This window comes from Pseudomonas sp. JQ170C (assembly GCF_035581345.1).
Lineage (GTDB): Bacteria > Pseudomonadota > Gammaproteobacteria > Pseudomonadales > Pseudomonadaceae > Aquipseudomonas.
In genome coordinates, this window is sequence record NZ_CP141608.1 from 4,886,786 (window position 1) to 4,904,479 (window position 17,694).

The 17,694-nt window shown below is 63.2% G+C and carries 16 protein-coding genes; 9 read left to right on the forward strand and 7 right to left on the reverse strand.

The genetic code is table 11. From position 1 onward, the window contains the following. Nucleotides 1–93 precede the first annotated feature (93 nt). Entirely contained in the window at nucleotides 94–705 is a 612-nt protein-coding gene (locus tag U9R80_RS22185; protein WP_301840392.1) for a flavin reductase family protein, read from the forward strand. On the opposite strand, the gene U9R80_RS22190 is transcribed toward U9R80_RS22185, so the two are convergent. Beyond that, complete coding sequence (locus U9R80_RS22190; RefSeq protein WP_301840391.1) at nucleotides 706–936, reverse strand: hypothetical protein; 231 nt, start codon at nucleotides 934–936, stop codon at nucleotides 706–708. 38 nt (nucleotides 937–974) lie between these two features. Next, a complete protein-coding gene (locus U9R80_RS22195) occupies nucleotides 975–1,283 on the reverse strand; it encodes an antibiotic biosynthesis monooxygenase family protein (RefSeq protein ID WP_301840390.1) in 309 nt (102 codons plus the stop codon). 202 nt (nucleotides 1,284–1,485) lie between these two features. Here U9R80_RS22195 and U9R80_RS22200 point away from each other — a divergent pair, with 202 nt between their 5' ends. Then, entirely contained in the window at nucleotides 1,486–2,415 is a 930-nt protein-coding gene (locus tag U9R80_RS22200) for an AraC family transcriptional regulator (protein ID WP_301840389.1), read from the forward strand. Between the two features lie 83 nt (nucleotides 2,416–2,498). Here U9R80_RS22200 and U9R80_RS22205 read toward each other — a convergent pair whose 3' ends face one another. Next, nucleotides 2,499–3,938 (reverse strand): aldehyde dehydrogenase family protein, encoded by a 1,440-nt coding sequence (locus tag U9R80_RS22205; protein ID WP_301840388.1) that lies wholly within the window; start codon nucleotides 3,936–3,938, stop codon nucleotides 2,499–2,501. Beyond that, on the reverse strand, nucleotides 3,935–5,572 hold the full coding sequence (locus tag U9R80_RS22210) for a 5-guanidino-2-oxopentanoate decarboxylase (RefSeq protein ID WP_301840387.1): 1,638 nt from the start codon (nucleotides 5,570–5,572) through the stop codon (nucleotides 3,935–3,937). Before U9R80_RS22210 ends, U9R80_RS22205 begins: the two co-directional genes overlap by 4 nt. A 115-nt stretch (nucleotides 5,573–5,687) precedes the next feature. Between U9R80_RS22210 and U9R80_RS22215 the strand changes: the two genes are divergently transcribed. Continuing rightward, the gene (locus U9R80_RS22215; protein ID WP_301840386.1) at nucleotides 5,688–6,569 is read left to right on the forward strand and encodes a LysR substrate-binding domain-containing protein; all 882 of its coding nucleotides are present in this window, start codon (nucleotides 5,688–5,690) and stop codon (nucleotides 6,567–6,569) included. 33 nt (nucleotides 6,570–6,602) lie between these two features. Here the strand turns inward: U9R80_RS22215 and U9R80_RS22220 are convergent, their stop codons facing one another. Beyond that, nucleotides 6,603–7,220, reverse strand: a complete 618-nt coding sequence (locus U9R80_RS22220; RefSeq protein ID WP_301840385.1) for an NAD(P)-dependent oxidoreductase — start codon at nucleotides 7,218–7,220, stop codon at nucleotides 6,603–6,605. A 30-nt stretch (nucleotides 7,221–7,250) separates the two neighbouring features. Further along, nucleotides 7,251–8,135 carry an MBL fold metallo-hydrolase gene (locus U9R80_RS22225; RefSeq protein ID WP_301840383.1) on the reverse strand — a complete coding sequence of 295 codons (885 nt, stop codon included), beginning with the start codon at nucleotides 8,133–8,135 and terminating at the stop codon, nucleotides 7,251–7,253. Nucleotides 8,136–8,238: 103 nt separating this feature from the next. Here U9R80_RS22225 and U9R80_RS22230 point away from each other — a divergent pair, with 103 nt between their 5' ends. From U9R80_RS22230 to U9R80_RS22240, 3 genes are all read left to right on the forward strand, one after another. Beyond that, entirely contained in the window at nucleotides 8,239–9,147 is a 909-nt protein-coding gene (locus U9R80_RS22230; RefSeq protein ID WP_301840382.1) for a LysR family transcriptional regulator, read from the forward strand. 71 nt (nucleotides 9,148–9,218) lie between these two features. Beyond that, nucleotides 9,219–9,392, forward strand: coding sequence for a hypothetical protein (locus U9R80_RS22235; protein WP_301840380.1), 174 nt, complete (start codon nucleotides 9,219–9,221; stop codon nucleotides 9,390–9,392). A 151-nt stretch (nucleotides 9,393–9,543) separates the two neighbouring features. Next, nucleotides 9,544–10,947 carry an MDR family MFS transporter gene (locus tag U9R80_RS22240; protein WP_324805256.1) on the forward strand — a complete coding sequence of 468 codons (1,404 nt, stop codon included), beginning with the start codon at nucleotides 9,544–9,546 and terminating at the stop codon, nucleotides 10,945–10,947. Nucleotides 10,948–10,998: 51 nt separating this feature from the next. Here the strand turns inward: U9R80_RS22240 and U9R80_RS22245 are convergent, their stop codons facing one another. Next, nucleotides 10,999–11,631, reverse strand: a complete 633-nt coding sequence (locus tag U9R80_RS22245) for a TetR family transcriptional regulator (RefSeq protein ID WP_301840377.1) — start codon at nucleotides 11,629–11,631, stop codon at nucleotides 10,999–11,001. Between the two features lie 257 nt (nucleotides 11,632–11,888). On the opposite strand from U9R80_RS22245, the gene U9R80_RS22250 reads away from it, so the two are divergent. The 3 genes from U9R80_RS22250 to U9R80_RS22260 are packed head-to-tail and all read left to right on the forward strand — an operon-like array spanning nucleotide 11,889 to nucleotide 17,647. Continuing rightward, nucleotides 11,889–13,040 (forward strand): efflux RND transporter periplasmic adaptor subunit, encoded by a 1,152-nt coding sequence (locus tag U9R80_RS22250; protein ID WP_301840376.1) that lies wholly within the window; start codon nucleotides 11,889–11,891, stop codon nucleotides 13,038–13,040. A gap of 3 nt (nucleotides 13,041–13,043) precedes the next feature. Continuing rightward, nucleotides 13,044–16,196 (forward strand): efflux RND transporter permease subunit, encoded by a 3,153-nt coding sequence (locus U9R80_RS22255; RefSeq protein ID WP_301840375.1) that lies wholly within the window; start codon nucleotides 13,044–13,046, stop codon nucleotides 16,194–16,196. After that, a complete protein-coding gene (locus tag U9R80_RS22260) occupies nucleotides 16,193–17,647 on the forward strand; it encodes an AdeC/AdeK/OprM family multidrug efflux complex outer membrane factor (RefSeq protein ID WP_301840374.1) in 1,455 nt (484 codons plus the stop codon). The genes U9R80_RS22255 and U9R80_RS22260 overlap by 4 nt, the downstream gene beginning before the upstream one ends. Nucleotides 17,648–17,694: the final 47 nt, after the last annotated feature.

The window sequence follows — 17,694 nt, forward strand, 5'->3', positions numbered from 1 at the left end:
GCCCGGCTTCGGCCGGGCTTAATCGTTTTCAGCCAGGTCAAGCCTTGGCACACTAGGCGCTTTCTCACAGGGAAGGCCTTACGGCCAGCGCAGATGTACTACTACGAACCCGCAAAAGGCCACGGCCTGCCCCACGACCCTTTCAATGCCATCGTCGGCCCGCGCCCCATCGGCTGGATTTCCTCCCAGGATGCCGAAGGCCGGCTAAACCTTGCGCCCTACAGCTTTTTCAACGCCTTCAATTACATTCCGCCGATCATCGGCTTCTCCAGCGTCGGCCGCAAAGACAGCCTGAACAACATCGAGAAGACCGGTGAGTTCGCCTGGAACCTGGCCACGCGCCCGCTGGCCGATGCCATGAACCAGAGCTGCGCCGCCGTTTCGCCCGAGGTCGACGAGTTCGCCCTGAGTGGTCTGACCCCCGTGGCGTCCAAGGTGATTGCCGTACCTCGGGTGCAGGAAAGCCCGGTGTCGTTTGAATGCAAGGTCACCCAGATCATCCAGCTGCAACGGGCTGACCAGGTGCTGGTGCCGAGCTGGTTGATCCTGGGGGAAGTGGTGGCGGTGCATATTGCCGAGCATCTGCTCAAGGACGGCATCTACGATACCGCCGCGGCGCAGCCGATCTTGCGTGGGGGTGGTCCTGCGGACTACTTCGAGCTGGGCAACCTGTTCAAGATGGCCCGCCCGCAGGTCAACGGCTGATTACCAGACCAGCTCGGCGTCGTCGCTGACGCCCTGCAGGCGCTCAAGCTCGGCGCAGGCCGCTTCGTCAGCAGCCAGTGCGGTCTTGAAGGTCTGCCCTTCAAGGACTTTGTGAAAGCGCGGTGCGCCAGTGGCGCCCAGGCCTTTGACGGCGATTGCTGCGTTATAGCCGTCTTCACCGCGCACGGCTGCCGAAACGGCTTCAAATTGCGAAAACTCTTTACGTGCCATGTGCCTCAAATCCACATCGGTTGCCTGAAAGCACCATTCTAACCCGCAGACGGCTCGCCAAAGGTATGCAGGTCGAGGCTGGCGACCACCTGGGCCTGAACCAGCTCGCCGAACAGGTCCAGCGTCGGCGAGGCAAAGTAGCCGCTCATCGCCTGGTGATCGCTCCAGAAACCGCTCAACAGCCACAGATCGGCATCGACCTGGGACTGTTGCAGGTTGAAGTGCAGGCAGCCCGGTGCCTGTCTCGACGGCTCGAGCAGTTGGCGCAAGCGCTCGCCCAGTTCCACTGAACGACCGCTGCTGGCCCGGATAAAAGCAAGGTGGGTGACCGAATGCGACGAGGTCATGAGCATCTCTCCTAGAGCAGCCAGTTGTTGTTGCCAGGCTGCACAGGTTAGGCGACGCCTCGCGCGTGCCGTTAGGCCATTCCTGTCGTGCGCTTGCCTGATCCTGCGCGCGGCAGGATCAGGCAAGCAGACGACAGCATCCGGCTAGCGCCACTGCTTGCACAAACCTATGCTGCACAGGTTCTTATCCGGAAGCGTCGCCATGACCACTGCCACCCCCGACCGCCTGATCCTCGATCCCGCACTGGAACAGCAGCGCCAGGAGCTGGCGGACCTGGTGCGTCGCCATGCCCCGAGCGCCTCCAGCGTCGAATCGGCTATCGAAGACCTGTACCTGGTGCAGTACACCGAAAGTGTCCGCTCGATGTCGGCCCTGGCCCAGCCGGCGCTGTGCATCCTTGCCCACGGCAGCAAGGAGATTTGCCTGGGCGATGAGCGCTACGTCTATGACCCGCTGCACTACATGGTGCTGTCGGTGGCATTGCCCATCAGTGGTGTGTTGCTGGAGGCGAGCCCGGAGAACCCGAGCCTTGGTGTGCGGATGAACATCGATCCTGCGCAGATCAACAACCTGATCGCCGAGGCTGGACCCATGGGCGTGCCGGGGCTGCCTTCGGGCAGGGGCCTGTATGTGGAACGCACCGATCCGCAATTGCTCGATGCCTTGCTGCGCCTGATGCGCCTGCTGGATACGCCCAAGGACATCCCGGTACTGGCGCCGCTGATCCGCCGCGAAATCCTCTACCGCCTATTGCGCGGGCCACAGGGTTGCCGGCTGTATGAGATTGCCATGTCCAGCAGCCAGACCCATCGGGTGTGCCAGGCCATCGAATGGCTGAACCAGCATTTTCATCGCCCGCTGCGTATCGATGACCTGGCCCGGGAAGTGAATCTGAGCAGTTCGACCCTGCACCACCGCTTCAAGGCAGTCACCTCCATGAGCCCGCTGCAATACCAGAAGCAGCTGCGCCTGCAGGAGGCGCGGCGGCTGATGCTCAATGACGGGCTGGAGGCGGCGGTGGCCGGGTATCGGGTGGGCTATGAGAGCCCGTCGCAATTCAGCCGCGAGTACAGTCGCCTGTATGGCGCGCCGCCGGTACGCGATCTGGCACGCTTGCGCAGCACCCTGTAGGAGCGGGCTTGCCCCGCGAGAGGCCGTTACATCCAGCCCGTCTGGTATTGCCTGGAACACGCTATCGCGGGGCAAGCCCGCTCCTACACGGCCCGCACCACATGCTTGATTTCCTGGAACGCACTCAAGCCCCAAGGCCCGAGTTCCCGCCCGATGCTGCTCTGCTTGTAACCTCCCCAGGCGGTCTGCGGGAAAATCACTTGCGGTGCGTTGATCCACACCAAGCCCGCCTGCAAGGCATTCGCGACCCGCTCAGCGGCATCCAGGTCCTTGCTGATGACACTGGACACCAGGCCGAACTCACTGTCATTGGCCAGGGCAACTGCCTCGGCTTCATTGGCCACCGGCCGCACACACAGCACCGGGCCAAAAATCTCCTGGCGCCACAGCGCGCTGTCCAGCGGCACGTCGGTGAACACCGTAGGGCTGATGAAATAGCCGCAGGGAAGATCCAGCGGACGCCCCCCACCGCACAGCAACCGGGCACCGGCCTCCAGGCCCGCTGCGATATGCCCTTGCACGCGCTGGTACTGCAAGGCGTTCACCAAAGGGCCCATTTCGCTATCGCCGGTGAACGGCTCGCCGACCCGGATCGCCTCAGTGCGCGTTTTCAAACGGGCGATAAAGTCCGGGTACAAGGCCTCGGCGACCAACACCCGGCTGGTTGCCGAGCACATTTGCCCAGCGTTGAAAAAGCCGCCCAGGCAGGCCAGCTCAACCGCCAATTCAAGGTCGGCATCCTCCAGCACCAGCAATGAGGATTTGCCGCCCAGTTCCAGGCTTACGCCCTTGATGGTTTCAGCGGCGCGCTGCATGACCTGCACACCCACCGCGTTGCTGCCGGTAAACGAAATCTTGGCGATGCGCAGGTCCGCCGCCAGCGGGGCGCCTACGGCGATACCGGTGCCGCACACCAGGTTGAACACGCCCTGCGGCAAGCCGGCTTCGGCAATGATCGCCGCCAGTTCCAGCTCTGCCAGCGGGGTGACTTCCGACGGCTTGAGGACCACACAGCAGCCGGCTGCCAGAGCGGGCGCCAGCTTCCAGGCCGTGGTGACCATCGGGAAGTTCCACGGCACGATCAGCCCCACCACACCACAAGGCTCACGTCGCAGGCGGGCGACAAAGTCGTCGCTGGGCAGTGCCACCGCGCTGTCCTGCGCGGCGTCCAGGCCATCGGCCAGTTCGGCGTAGTAACGGAAGGTGGCGATCACATCGTCGACATCCAACTGCGCTTCGCCCTGCGGCTTGCCGTTGTTGCTGGCCTGCAGAAACTCCAATCGCTCACGGCGTTGCTCGACACCCTCGGCGATGGCCCGCAGCACCTTGGCGCGCGCGGCGCCGCTGCTGCCCGACCAGGCGCCAAGGGCGGCCTTGGCCGCCACTGCGGCGCGGTCCACGGCGGCCCCGTCGCCGCCGGCCACTTCAGCCAGCAACTGCTCGTTGCTCGGATTGATCACCATCAGCGGATGCGAGCCGTGTTGCCACACACCGTCAATGTAGAGACCTGGCAGCTTCATCATGCTTGCACCGCCTGCTGCCACTGTTGCTGGTCGATTTCGATCAGGCTTGGGCCCTTGCGGTCGCACGCCTGGCGCAATGCTGCACGCAACGGCTCGACGCCTGCCACGGTCTCGGCGGCGCAACCCAGCGCTTTGGCCACACCGATGAAGTCCGGGGTGTGGATATCCACGCCTACCGGCTCAATGGCGCGGTTGACCATGTATTTCTTGATTTCTTCGTAGCCCTGGTTGTTCCACAGCAGCACGATCAGCGGCACCTGCGCTTCGGTGGCACTGGCCAGTTCGGGCAGGGTGAACTGCAAACCACCATCGCCAATCAGGCAGACTACCGGCGCCCGCTCGTTGATGGCTTCAGCACTGCCCAGCCAGGCCCCCATGGCCGCCGGCAAGGCGTAGCCCAGGGTGCCGTAGCCGGTCGAGGCATTGAACCAGCGACGCGGCTGGTCCATGTCCAGGGTCAGGTTGCCGGTGTAGACCGGCTGGGTCGAGTCGCCGACCAGAATCGCGCCCGGCAGGGTGTCGAGCAGGGTCTTGAGCATGCGCGTCTGGCTGTGCATCGGCAGGTCCCAGTCGGCCAGCAGCGTTGCACGCAAACGCTCGGCGCGACTGGCGCCCCAGTCACTGCCGCGCACGGGCGCCGGCAGTTCGGCCAGGGCCACCAGCAAGGCATCGGTGGCGACCGTGGCGTCAGCCACCAGGGCAACCTCCGGCGGATAGTTGCGCACGGTCTGGTCCGGGTCGATGTCGATACGCAGCAAGCGGCCCGGAATCTCGAAGCCGCCTTTGAAGGTGACGTCGTAATCGGTTTCGGCAAGCTCGGTGCCGATGGCCAGCACCACGTCCGCCTCGGCCACCAGGGCGCGGGTGGCCACCAGCGACTGGGTCGAACCGATTTGCAGCGGATGGCTGGAGGGCAGCACGCCCTTGGCATTGATGGTCAGGGCCACCGGTGCCTGCAGGTACTCGGCCAGACGGGTCAGCGCGGCGCTGGCGTCGATGGCGCCGCCACCGGCGAGAATCAGCGGTCGGCGCGCGCCGGCCAGCAAGGCAGCCATCTGCGCCACCGGCGCTGGGGCGGCACCGGCACGGGCAACCCGTACCGGTGTACTGGCCAGCAGGTGGTCGGCGTCTTCAACCAGTACATCCAGCGGAATCTCGATATGCACCGGACGCGGCCGGGCACCGTCGAATACGGCGAAGGCGCGGGCCAGCACCATCGGCAGGTCATCGGCGCACATCAGCGTATGCGAGAAGGCGGCGACACCGGCCACCAGGCTGCCTTGGGCCGGCAGTTCGTGCAGCTTGCCGCGTCCGCCACCCAGCGCATTGCGCGACTGCACGCTGGAAATCACCAGCATCGGGATCGAGTCGGCATAGGCCTGGCCCATGGCGGTGGTGATGTTGGTCATGCCAGGGCCGGTAATGATGAAGCACACGCCGGGCTTGCCACGGGTACGGGAATAGCCGTCAGCCATGAAGCCTGCGCCTTGCTCATGGCGCGGGGTGATGTGCCGGATGGAAGAGCGCGCCAGCCCCCGGTAGAGCTCGACGGTATGCACGCCGGGAATTCCGAAGACATGGTCCACGCCATAGCCTTCAAGGAGTTTGACCAGTACTTCGCCGCAAGTCGCCATGTTCGTGTGCCTGTTGTTGTGCTGAAAACAGGCTTTATTGGACCGCCGGCCCGCTACCGGCACAATGCATAAAAGCTCATACTAGCCATGTCCACAGATCATGGCTGACCTCTCAATGAAACGCCTGCCTCCCCTGCCCGCCCTGCACACGTTTCTGGTCACCGCCCAGTGCTGCAATTTCACGCGCGCAGCGCAATTGCTGCACATCACCCAGGGCGCCGTCAGCCGACAGATCGCCGGGCTCGAAGAGCATCTGGGCTATGCCCTGTTCCTGCGCCAGGCCCGCGGCCTGAGCCTGACCCGTGAAGGCCAGGACTGGCTGCCACGGGTCCAGCAGGTGTTCGCACTGATCGAGGAAGGGGTGCAGCAAGTCGGCGAACGCAGCGCCACCCTGCAACTCAAGGCGCCGACGTGTGTCATGCGCTGGCTGTTGCCACGGCTGATGGAGTGGCAGGCATTGCGCCCGGATGTGCCGGTGGAGCTGACCACCACGGTGCAGCACGGTGTGGACTTTCGCCGGGAAGTCTTCGATGCGGCCGTGGTGTATGGAGCGGCGCCCAACCACGGCTTGCACAAAATGAAGTTGTTCGATGAACAACTGACACCGGTCTGCGCGCCGCAATTGCTTGCGGGCCCGGTGCCGTTGCAACAATTGGCGGACCTGGAGCAGCACATGCTGCTGCACCCGACCCGCGATCAGCACGACTGGAATGTCTGGCTCGGTGCGGCCGGTGCCCACCTGCCTGGACATGGCAAGAACCAGCACTTCGAGACCCTGGACATGGCGATGTCCATGGCCTCGCAGGGGACCGGGGTGGCGATCGGCGATTGGTCGCTGATCGGTGATGACCTGCGCTGCGGGCGGCTGGTAACCCCCTTCCCGCTCAAGGTCAACACCGGCCAGGCCTATTACCTGGTGCGCCCGCAAGGCGCGGCGTCGCCGGCCTTGCAGGAACTGCTCGACTGGCTATGTGACCGCGCCCGCACCGTCCTGTAGGAGCGGGCTCGCCCCGCGAAAGCAATCACCCCGTCACACAGCTCCAACGGTGAAGCGCTGACGCGAATGAGCAGGCTTTTCCACTTCATCGAGCATGGCGATGGCGTAGTCGGCGAAGCTGATCCAGCTCTTGCCATCGTCACCAATGAGCAAGTGGTCCTTGCCGATGTTGTAGCGGCCGGTGCGCGGCCCTTCGACGAACTCGGCCGAGGGTGACAGGAAGGTCCAGTCCAGCTCCTTTTCCTGGCGCAGGGTGTCGAGGTAATGACCGCCGGCGGTGGCTTCGGCCTTATAGGCTTCCGGGAAGTCCGGGCTGTCGATGACCTTGTGCCCCGACGGCAGCAGCAAACTGCCTGCCCCGCCAACCACCAACAGGCGCTTGACCCCGGCCTTCTTCACCGGCTCGATGATCGCCTGGGGCTTGATGCTGGAAAAATGCGCCGCGCTGAGCACCACGTCATGCCCAGCCAACGCCTGCTCCAGCGCCGCGGCATCGCTGACATCCAATGCCACGGTCTTCACACCTTCCCGGCCCTGCAGCTTCGACGGATCACGGGCGATGGCGGTGACGCGATGACCACGACGCAGCGCTTCTTCCAGCAATTGGCTGCCTGCACGTCCGGTCGCCCCAATGATTGCAATGTTGCTCATGAAACACCTCCAGTCAGGATTGAATGTTGCCTACCACTTCATCTCGCCCTTGGCGACCTTGGCGCCGAGCTCAAGCGAGCTCACCTCACCAAGGTCCGGGTAACGTTTTTTCATCGCCGCAATCAGCTCGGCGGCATTGCCGGCCTTGGCGGTTTCCTGGTCGAACGCGCGGATGTAGCCAGCGGTAAAGTGAACCGCTTCAAGCGACGTGCCGGGCTGTCCCAGGTAATGCCCTGGCACCACGACCTGCGGCTTGAGCTGCTCGATGCGCGCAAGGGTCGCCAGCCAGTCCTTGTGCGACTGCGCCGTCTGGGTGTCGGCCATCCACACATGAAGGTTTTGCGCGACCACCACACCGCCGACGACCGCCTTGATCGAGGGGATCCAGACGAAGCTGCGATCCGGCTGCGGACCATCGAGGCCGATCACTTGCAAAGGCTGCCCTTCAAGCACCAGTTGATTGCCTTCCAGGATGCCCGGCACCACCAGCCTGTCCGGTTTGTCGGCGCCCATCTGCGGGCCCCAGTAGGCCAGCTTGCCGTCCATGGTCTGTTTGATGTGCGCCACCGTTGCCGCCGAGGCCACGACCCTGGCGTGAGGATAGGCGTCGGTCAGGGTCTGCAAGCCGAAGTAATAGTCCGGATCGCCATGGCTGATATAGATGGTGGTCAACTGCTTGCCGCTGGCCCGCAGCCGGGCCAGGACCTGTTCCGCCTGGCCTTTGCCGAACTGGGCATCGACCAGAATGGCGTCATGCTTGCCACTGACGATGACCGAGCTGACCGGGAACAAGGCATCCGTCCCCGGATTGAAGACATCCAGCTGCAGCGGCTGCTCGGCAGCATTTACCTGGGCCAGCGCCCCCAGGGTGGCGAAAGCCAGCAGCAAGCGGCGAAAGGAGAATGAACGACGCATCAAGCAATTCCTGTGGGTGAGCAATGAGCAACAGCTTAGTTGCACGAACCGATACAAAAAATGCGAAGATCGGACATAGTTTGTTTCTTGAATCGGGCAAATCATGGATCGTCTGACCGCTATGCGGGTGTTCGTCAGCGTGGTCGACCTGGGCAGCCAGTCGGCGGCGGCTGAGCATCTGGACCTTTCACGGCCGGTGGTTTCACGCTACCTGGCAGCGCTTGAGGACTGGGTCGGGGCCCGCCTGATGCAACGCACCACACGTCGCCTGAGCCTGACCGCCGCCGGCCAGGAAACCTTGCCGCGCTGTCGGCAGATGCTGGAGCTGGCGGGCGATCTGCAAGCGGTGGTGAGTGCACCAAACGATACGCCACGGGGCGAGTTGCGTATCAGTGTCAGCACCTCGTTTGGCCAGGCGCAGTTGATGGATGCGCTGGCCGACTACGTCAAACGCTATCCCGGGGTGAAAATTGACCTGCAGATGCTCGATCGCACGGTCAACCTGGTGGACGAGCGCATCGACTTGGCCATCCGTACCAGCAACGAACTTGACCCCAACCTGATCGCCCGCCGCCTGAGCGTCTGCCGCTCGGTGATCTGCGCCTCCCCTGCCTACCTGCGCGAACACCCGGCCCCTGAGCAGGTCCAGGACCTGGTCCGGCACAATTGCCTGACCCACTCCTACTTCGGCCGCAGCCTCTGGCAATTCGACGTGGAAGGCGACGTGGTGTCGGTGCCGGTGCAGGGCAACATCAGCGCCAACGAGGCCATGACCCTGCAACGTGCGGCGCTGGCCGGCGCCGGTATTGCCATGCTGCCGACCTATCAGACCGCCGCCGCCCTGCGCAGTGGCGAACTGGTTCGCCTGCTGCCTCAGGCCCGCCCGCAGGACCTGAACCTGACCGCCGTCTACACCTCGCGCAAGCACATGCCGGCCACCTTGCGCAGCATGCTCGACTTTCTCGCCGAGCGTTTTACCGCCGAGCCGGAATGGGACCGCGATCTGCTCTAGCCCGGGCACTCCTGGAAAAGCTGACCTATGCTTTCAATAGCACCTGTGTGCCGTTGAAAGAGGTGAGCATCATGGGCCTCAAATCCAGAAAGTGCGCCGTTGTCTTTGCCATCGTCTCGGTGGTCGGGCTCTACGCCGCAGCCGCCTATCGCGTCGAAATGGCTCGACATCAGCCGTATTCGGCAGCCAGTTGCAGCCTTGCCCATTGCGTGCCGCACACCGCAACCCTGAGCGCCCTGAGGTAATTCCGGGGCAGACGCTTAGCAAGCTATCGAGTAGACTGGCCAGCACTCACTTCCGCAGCACAAGCCTGCGGAACAACCCTGCCTTCCGAGCTGGCCTGTGACGCAACTCAATACCCCGCAACCCGTGCTGCGCAGCGTGCTTGTCGCCCTGATGCTGGCGATTTTCCTTGGCGCGCTGGACCAGACCATTGTTGCCGTGTCGATGCCGGCGATCTCCGCGCAATTCAATGATGTCGGCCTGCTGGCCTGGGTGATTTCGGGCTACATGGTCGCCATGACCGTGGCCGTGCCGATCTACGGCAAGCTCGGTGACCTGTACGGCAGGCGGCGGATGATCCTCACCGGCACCGCGCTGTTTACCCTGGCGTCACTGTTCTGCGCGCTGGCGCAGAACATGGAGCAACTGGTGTTGGCGCGTGTGCTGCAAGGGATTGGCGCCGGCGGTATGGTCTCGGTCAGCCAGGCGATCATCGGCGACTTCGTGCCGCCACGGGAACGCGGCCGCTACCAGGGTTATTTCAGCAGCATGTATGCGTTGGCCAGTGTCACGGGACCGGTATTGGGCGGGTATCTGACCGAGTACCTGTCCTGGCGCTGGGTGTTCTGGCTGAACCTGCCGCTGGGGCTGACGGCCTGGTGGGTCACCCGCCGTGCGCTGCGAACCCTGGTGGTGCCGCAAGGTCGGGCGCGGGTCGACTACGCGGGCGCCGCACTGCTGATTTTCGGTTTGAGCAGCTTGCTGCTGGGCATCACCCTGATCGGTCAGGGGCACCCCTGGCACGCTTTTGAAGTTGCCAGCCTGCTGCTCTGCGCGCTGGTCGGGTTGTGGGTATTCGTAGTTCACGAACGCCGTGCGCCCGAGCCCTTGCTGCCACTGAAGCTGTTCTCGAACCCCGTCGCCACCCTGTGCTGGTGCACCATTTTCTTCACCAGTTTCCAGGCCATCTCCCTGACCATGCTGATGCCGCTGCGCTACCAGAGCATTACCGGCGCAGGCGCCGACAGCGCGGCCCTGCACCTGCTGCCGCTGGCTATCGGCTTGCCGATCGGGGCTTATTGCGGGGGGCGGCTCACCAGTTTCACCGGTCGCTTCAAACCCCAGATACTGGGCGGTGCATTGCTGATGCCGTTCGCCATCGTCGGCATGGCGTTCACGCCTCCCCAGGCTGCCTGGCTCAGTGGCCTGTTCATGATCCTGACCGGGATTGCCTCGGGCTTGCAGTTCCCCACCTCGCTGGTGGCGACCCAGAGCGCGGTGGAGCCGCGGGATATCGGCGTGGCCACCAGCACCACCAATCTGTTCCGCTCACTGGGCGGCGCCATGGGCGTAGCATGCATGTCGGCACTGTTGCTGACGATGTTGCAGGACGGGGGCCTGAGCCTGGCGGGAGATGCGCTGCTCGGCAGCCTCAAGGCGGGCGAGCCGAGCCTGCAGATTCAGGAAGAGCTGACGATGACGTTCCGCAATCTGTTGCTCGGCAGCGCGATGGTCTCACTGCTCGGGCTGACAGCGGCATTGGCATTACCGGATAGGCAATTGCGCGGACGGCAGTAGGAATATGAGTGAAGGCTGTGGAAACAAATCATCACAAACCTTCACAAAGTGTCATTTGCGCAAGGTCGGACTCAAGCGCAGCATATCCAGCCCAGTATCGACCCAGTGCTCCGCTTCACCCAAGAGGTCGAAACTTTCCGGCAACAGCAGCCAGCGGCGAATCAGGCCATCGATATAGAAGTAGATCGCCATCGCTGCACGCTCGGGATCTACATCGGCGGGCAATTGCCCGCGCTTCACTGCATTGCCCAGCGACAGCGCGATATGGGCATGACATTCCACCGTCGAGGTCTGCCGTTGCTGGCGAATCTCGCACATATCGTCGGTGAACTCGCACTTGTGATGCAGAATTTCATTGATTCGCCGGGTTTTCGGGTCAAGCACCATCTGGTGCATCAACTGGACCAGCAACTTGCGCATGCAGCCAAGCGGATCAAGCTCCTCTTCGCTTTCACTGGCCCGGGCCAGGGCGTCAAGGGGCTCGTGCAGGCTATCGAGCATGGCTTCGACCAGCTCGGCCTTGTCATTGAAGTGCCAATAGATAGCACCACGGGTAACGCCGGCAAGCTTGGCGATATCCGCCAACGTGGTTCGCGCTACTCCGCGCTTGTAGAAGGCCTTTTCCGCAGCTTCCAGAATCTGGGCGCGGGTTTCCTGGGCTTCTTCTTTGGTTCGACGGACCATGGCAGTACGACCTCATCAAAACCCGGGTGCATGCACGGGCACCTGGGGGCTGAGCCGGATCAACTTTTTACAGGTTGTTACCGGTTAGATTCTGGGCTTGCGACGACGTGGGGCATCGCCTGCAAGGTATTTACAAACAACCATGAATGTAAGTATATTCCTTAGCAAGCTATTTATCCACACGACAACTTTTTTTCTATTCGCATCCTTTCCATTTATTCTTGAGCGTCTTCAGCTCTTGCGACCCGAGGATCTTCATGCAATTCAAGCCAGCTGTTACCGCTCTGGTATCCGCCGTCGCCCTGGCAACACTGCTCAGCGGCTGTAAAAAGGAAGAGGCCGCGCCAGTAGCGCAAGTTCCTCAGGTCGGCGTCGTCACCCTGCAAACCCAAGCCTATACCCTCACCTCCGATCTGCCGGGGCGTACCACTGCCTACCGTATCGCCGAAGTGCGCCCCCAGGTCAACGGCATCATCCTCAAGCGCCTGTTCAAGGAAGGCACCGAGGTCAAGGAAGGCCAGCAGCTCTACCAGATCGACCCTTCGGTGTACGAAGCGACCCTGGCAAGCGCTCAGGCCAACCTGCAATCGACCCGTTCGCTGTCCGAGCGCTACAAGCAGCTGGTAGCCGAACAAGCGGTCAGCCGCCAGGAATACGACGACGCACAAGCCAAACGTTTGCAAGCTGAGGCTGCACTGCGCAGCGCCCAGATCGACCTGCGCTACACCAAGGTCCTGGCGCCGCTGAGTGGCCGTATCGGTCGCTCCGCAGTCACTGAAGGCGCGCTGGTCAACAACGGCCAGGCCGACGCCATGGCGGTGATCCAGCAGCTTGACCCGATCTACGTCGACGTCACCCAGTCTTCGGCAGAGCTGCTCAAGCTGCGCCGTGAACTGGAAAGCGGCCAGCTGCAGAAAGTCGGCGACAACGCCGCCAAGGTCACCCTGACCCTGGAAGACGGCAGCACCTATCGCCAGGAAGGCCGCCTGGAGTTCTCGGAAGTCTCGGTCGACCCGACCACCGGCTCCGTGACCCTGCGCGCCGTGTTCCCGAACCCTGAGCACAACTTGCTGCCCGGCATGTTCGTCCACGCGCGGCTGAAGGCCGGTGTCAACGCCCAGGCGATCCTCGCCCCGCAACAAGGCGTGACCCGCGACCTCAAGGGCCAGCCAACCGCCCTGATCGTCAACCAGGAGAACAAGGTCGAGCTGCGCCAACTCAAGGCCACGCGTACCGTCGGTAGCGACTGGCTGATCTCCGAAGGCCTGAACGCCGGTGACCGCGTGATCACCGAAGGCTTGCAGTTCGTCAAGCCGGGTATCGAGGTCAAGGTCAGCGAAGCCACCAACGTCAAGCCTGCTCAGCCAACCCAGGCCAATGCAAAGACTGCAGGGGCCAAAGGGGAGTAAACCATGTCGAGATTTTTTATCGATCGCCCGATCTTTGCCTGGGTGATCGCCTTGGTGATCATGCTGGTCGGCGCATTGTCGATCCTGAAGTTGCCAATCAACCAGTACCCAAGCATCGCGCCGCCGGCCATCGCCATCGCCGTGACCTACCCGGGCGCCTCGGCGCAAACCGTGCAGGACACCGTGGTGCAGGTGATCGAGCAGCAGCTCAACGGTATCGACAACCTGCGTTATGTATCGTCGGAAAGTAACTCCGACGGCAGCATGACCATCACCGCGACCTTCGAGCAGGGGACCAACCCCGACACCGCCCAGGTCCAGGTGCAGAACAAGCTGAACCTGGCTACCCCGCTGCTGCCGCAAGAAGTACAGCAGCAGGGTATCCGCGTGACCAAGGCAGTGAAGAACTTCCTGCTGGTGATCGGCCTGGTATCCGAAGACGGCAGCATGTCCAAGGACGACCTGGCCAACTACATCGTCTCCAACATGCAGGACCCGATCTCGCGTACCGCAGGTGTCGGTGACTTCCAGGTGTTCGGTGCCCAGTACGCGATGCGCATCTGGCTCGATCCGGCCAAGCTGAACAAGTTCCAGCTGACCCCGGTCGATGTGCGCACCGCCGTGGCGGCGCAGAACGTCCAGGTATCGTCCGGTCAGCTTGGCGGCCTGCCTGCCCTGCCCGGCCAGCAACTGAACGCCACCATCATCGGCAAGACCCGCCTGCAGACCGCCGAGCAGTTCGAGAAGATCCTGCTCAAGGTCAACCGTGACGGCTCGCAAGTACGCCTGAAAGATGTCGCCACCGTAGGCCTTGGCGGTGAGAACTACGCCGTCAGCGCCCAGTTCAACGGCAAGCCGGCCTCCGGTCTGGCGGTCAAGCTGGCAACCGGGGCCAACGCCCTGGACACCGCCAAAGCCCTGCGCAAGACCATCAGCGACCTGGAACCCTTCTTCCCTGAAGGCATGAAGGCGGTGTTCCCGTACGACACCACGCCCGTTGTGACCGAGTCGATCAGCGGGGTAATCCACACCCTGATCGAAGCGATCGTGCTGGTGTTCCTGGTGATGTACCTGTTCCTGCAGAACTTCCGCGCCACCATCATCACCACCATGACCGTGCCTGTGGTACTGCTCGGCACCTTCGGCATCCTGGCCGCGGCGGGCTTCAGTATCAACACCCTGACCATGTTCGGCATGGTGCTTGCCATCGGCTTGCTGGTGGACGATGCGATCGTCGTGGTGGAGAACGTCGAACGGGTAATGGCCGAAGAGGGCCTGTCACCCAAGGAAGCCACCAAGAAGTCCATGGGCCAGATCCAGGGCGCCCTGGTCGGTATCGCCCTGGTGCTCTCGGCGGTACTGCTGCCCATGGCGTTCTTCGGTGGCTCCACCGGTGTGATCTACAAGCAGTTCTCGATCACCATCGTGTCGGCCATGGCCCTGTCGGTCATCGTTGCGCTGATCTTCACCCCGGCCCTGTGCGCCACCATGCTCAAGCCGATTCCAAAGGGTGAGCATGGCACGCCAAAGCGCGGCTTCTTCGGCTGGTTCAACCGCAACTTCGACCGCAGCGTCAAAAGCTACGAGCGCGGCGTGGGCAACATCCTGCGTCACAAGGCGCCGTACCTGCTGGCCTATCTGCTGATCATGGTCGGCATGATCTGGCTGTTCATGCGCATCCCCACCGCGTTCCTCCCCGAGGAAGACCAGGGCGTACTCTTCGCCCAGGTGCAGACCCCGGCCGGCTCCAGTGCCGAACGGACCCAGGTGGTGATCGATGAAATGCGTGCCTACCTGCTCGACAAGGAAGCCGATACCGTTGCCTCGGTGTTCACCGTAAACGGCTTCAACTTCGCCGGTCGCGGCCAGAGCTCGGGCATGGCCTTCATCATGCTCAAGCCGTGGGGCGAGCGTTCTGCCGAGAACAACGTGTTCAACCTGGCAGCCCGTGCCCAGCAGCACTTCTTCAGCTTCCGCGACGCGATGGTGTTTGCCTTTGCCCCGCCTGCGGTACTGGAGCTGGGTAACGCCACCGGTTTCGACGTGTTCCTGCAAGACCGTGCCGGTGTCGGCCACGACAAGCTGATGGAAGCGCGTAACCAGTTCCTGGGCCTCGCAGCTCAAAGCAAGATCCTCTCGGCAGTACGTCCGAACGGTCTGAACGATGAACCGCAGTACCAGCTGACCGTCGACGACGAGCGCGCCAGTGCCCTGGGCGTGACCATTGCCGATATCAACAACACCCTGTCGATTGCCCTGGGTGCCAGCTACGTCAACGACTTCATCGACCGCGGTCGGGTCAAAAAGGTGTACATCCAGGGTGAGCCTGGCTCGCGGATGAGCCCGGAAGACCTGCAGAAGTGGTACGTGCGCAACGCCGCTGGCGAGATGGTGCCGTTCTCCTCCTTCGCCACCGGCGAATGGATCTACGGTGCACCGAAGCTGTCGCGTTACAACGGCGTAGAAGCCATGGAAATCCTCGGTGCACCGGCGCCTGGCTACAGTACCGGTGAGGCCATGCTCGAGGTCGAGCGCATTGCCGCGCAACTGCCGGCAGGTATTGGCTACTCCTGGACCGGCCTGTCGTACGAGGAGCGCCTGTCGGGCTCCCAGGCGCCGGCGCTGTACGCCCTGTCGCTGCTGATGGTGTTCCTGTGCCTGGCGGCGCTGTATGAAAGCTGGTCGATTCCGATCGCGGTCATGCTCGTGGTACCGCTGGGGATCATCGGTGCGCTGCTGGCTACCAGCCTGCGCGGCCTGTCCAACGACGTGTACTTCCAGGTGGGCCTGTTGACCACCATCGGTCTGGCGGCGAAGAACGCGATCCTGATCGTCGAATTCGCCAAGGAACTGCATGAGCAGGGCCGCAGCCTGATCGATGCGGCCATCGAAGCCTGCCGGATGCGTCTGCGGCCGATCATCATGACCTCGCTGGCGTTCATTCTCGGCGTGGTACCGTTGGCTATCTCCAGCGGTGCGGGCTCGGGCAGCCAGCATGCGATCGGTACCGGGGTAATCGGCGGCATGCTGACCGCCACCGTACTGGCCATCTTCTGGGTACCGCTGTTCTTCGTTACCGTGTCGTCGATGTTCGGCAGCAAGAAGCCTGAAGAAGACGCCGCACCTGAAACTCCACGCTATGAGGCTGGGCAATGAGTAAGTCCCTGTTGTCCCTGGCGGTAACCGCTTTCATTCTTGGCGGCTGCTCGCTGATCCCCGACTACCAGACCCCGGACTCGCCGGTGGCCGCGCAGTGGCCGCAAGGCCCTGCCTATTCGCCGACCGAGTCGGCGGATGTGGCCGCCGCCGAGCAGGGCTGGCGTCAGTTCTTCAATGACCCGGCGCTGCAGCAACTGATCCAGGCCTCGCTGGTCAACAACCGCGACCTTCGGGTCGCGGCACTGAACATCGATGCCTACCGGGCGCAGTACCGCATCCAGCGGGCTGACCTGTTCCCGGCAGTCAGCGCCAATGGCAGCGGCAGCCGTCAGCGGATGCCGGCCAACTTGTCGCAGACCGGTGACTCCGAGATCACCAGCCAGTACTCGGCCACCCTCGGGGTGAGCTCCTACGAGCTGGACCTGTTCGGTCGGGTGCGCAGCCTCACCGAGCAGCAACTGGAAATCTACCTGTCCAGCGAAGAGGCCCGGCGTTCTACCCAGATCAGCCTGGTGGCCAGCGTTGCCAACGCCTACTTCACCTGGCAGGCCGACCAGGCCCTGCTCAAGCTGACCGAAGACACCCTCAAGACGTACGAGGAAAGCTACGCGCTGACCTTGCGCAGCAACGAAGTGGGTGTGGCTTCGGCCCTGGACCTGAGCCAGGCGCGTACCTCGGTTGAAGGTGCCCGGGTCAAGCTGGCCCAGTACCAGCGCCTGGTCGCCCAGGACCTGAACAGCCTGACCGTGCTGGTCGGCACCGGCCTGCCGGCCGACCTGCCGGCGGCGCGCAGCCTGGACAGCGATGTGCTGGCCGAAGTACCGGCCGGCTTGCCGTCCGAGGTGCTGCAACGTCGTCCGGACATCCAGGAAGCCGAGCACCTGCTCAAGGCCGCCAACGCCAACATCGGTGCGGCCCGTGCAGCGTTCTTCCCAAGCATCAGCCTGACCGCCAACGCCGGGACCCTGAGCCCCGACATGGGTGGACTGTTCAAGGGTGGATCGGGCACCTGGCTGTTCCAGCCGCAGATCAACCTGCCGATCTTCAACGCCGGTGCCCTGCGCGCCAGCCTCGACTACTCGAAGATCCAGAAGGACATCAACGTCGCGAAATACGAGAAAACAATCCAGACCGCCTTCCAGGAAGTCTCCGATGGCCTCGCCGCGCGCAAGACCTTCAACGATCAGCTGCAGGCCCAGCGCGACCTGGTCGCCGCCAACCAGGACTACTACCGCCTGGCCGAGCGTCGCTACCGCATTGGTGTCGACAGCAACCTGACCTTCCTCGACGCCCAGCGTCAGTTGTTCAACACCCAGCAGGCGTTGATCAGCGATCGTCTGTCGCAGCTGGTCAGCGAGGTCAACCTGTACAAGGCCCTCGGTGGCGGCTGGTACGAGCAGACCGGTCAGGCGCAGCAGCAGGCTGCGGTTGATTCGCCAAAAAGCTAAGCGTTAGCCGAATGAAAAAACCCACCCCTGCGGTGGGTTTTTTTATG

Bases quoted from the DNA above. Each gene is read 5' to 3' on its own strand.
- U9R80_RS22185 (WP_301840392.1), top strand. From the start codon at position 94: ATGTACTACTACGAACCCGCAAAAGGCCACGGCCTGCCCCACGACCCT.
- U9R80_RS22190 (WP_301840391.1), bottom strand. From the start codon at position 936: ATGGCACGTAAAGAGTTTTCGCAATTTGAAGCCGTTTCGGCAGCCGTG.
- U9R80_RS22195 (WP_301840390.1), bottom strand. From the start codon at position 1,283: ATGACCTCGTCGCATTCGGTCACCCACCTTGCTTTTATCCGGGCCAGC.
- U9R80_RS22200 (WP_301840389.1), top strand. From the start codon at position 1,486: ATGACCACTGCCACCCCCGACCGCCTGATCCTCGATCCCGCACTGGAA.
- U9R80_RS22205 (WP_301840388.1), bottom strand. From the start codon at position 3,938: ATGATGAAGCTGCCAGGTCTCTACATTGACGGTGTGTGGCAACACGGC.
- U9R80_RS22210 (WP_301840387.1), bottom strand. From the start codon at position 5,572: ATGGCGACTTGCGGCGAAGTACTGGTCAAACTCCTTGAAGGCTATGGC.
- U9R80_RS22215 (WP_301840386.1), top strand. From the start codon at position 5,688: ATGAAACGCCTGCCTCCCCTGCCCGCCCTGCACACGTTTCTGGTCACC.
- U9R80_RS22220 (WP_301840385.1), bottom strand. From the start codon at position 7,220: ATGAGCAACATTGCAATCATTGGGGCGACCGGACGTGCAGGCAGCCAA.
- U9R80_RS22225 (WP_301840383.1), bottom strand. From the start codon at position 8,135: ATGCGTCGTTCATTCTCCTTTCGCCGCTTGCTGCTGGCTTTCGCCACC.
- U9R80_RS22230 (WP_301840382.1), top strand. From the start codon at position 8,239: ATGGATCGTCTGACCGCTATGCGGGTGTTCGTCAGCGTGGTCGACCTG.
- U9R80_RS22235 (WP_301840380.1), top strand. From the start codon at position 9,219: ATGGGCCTCAAATCCAGAAAGTGCGCCGTTGTCTTTGCCATCGTCTCG.
- U9R80_RS22240 (WP_324805256.1), top strand. From the start codon at position 9,544: ATGCTGGCGATTTTCCTTGGCGCGCTGGACCAGACCATTGTTGCCGTG.
- U9R80_RS22245 (WP_301840377.1), bottom strand. From the start codon at position 11,631: ATGGTCCGTCGAACCAAAGAAGAAGCCCAGGAAACCCGCGCCCAGATT.
- U9R80_RS22250 (WP_301840376.1), top strand. From the start codon at position 11,889: ATGCAATTCAAGCCAGCTGTTACCGCTCTGGTATCCGCCGTCGCCCTG.
- U9R80_RS22255 (WP_301840375.1), top strand. From the start codon at position 13,044: ATGTCGAGATTTTTTATCGATCGCCCGATCTTTGCCTGGGTGATCGCC.
- U9R80_RS22260 (WP_301840374.1), top strand. From the start codon at position 16,193: ATGAGTAAGTCCCTGTTGTCCCTGGCGGTAACCGCTTTCATTCTTGGC.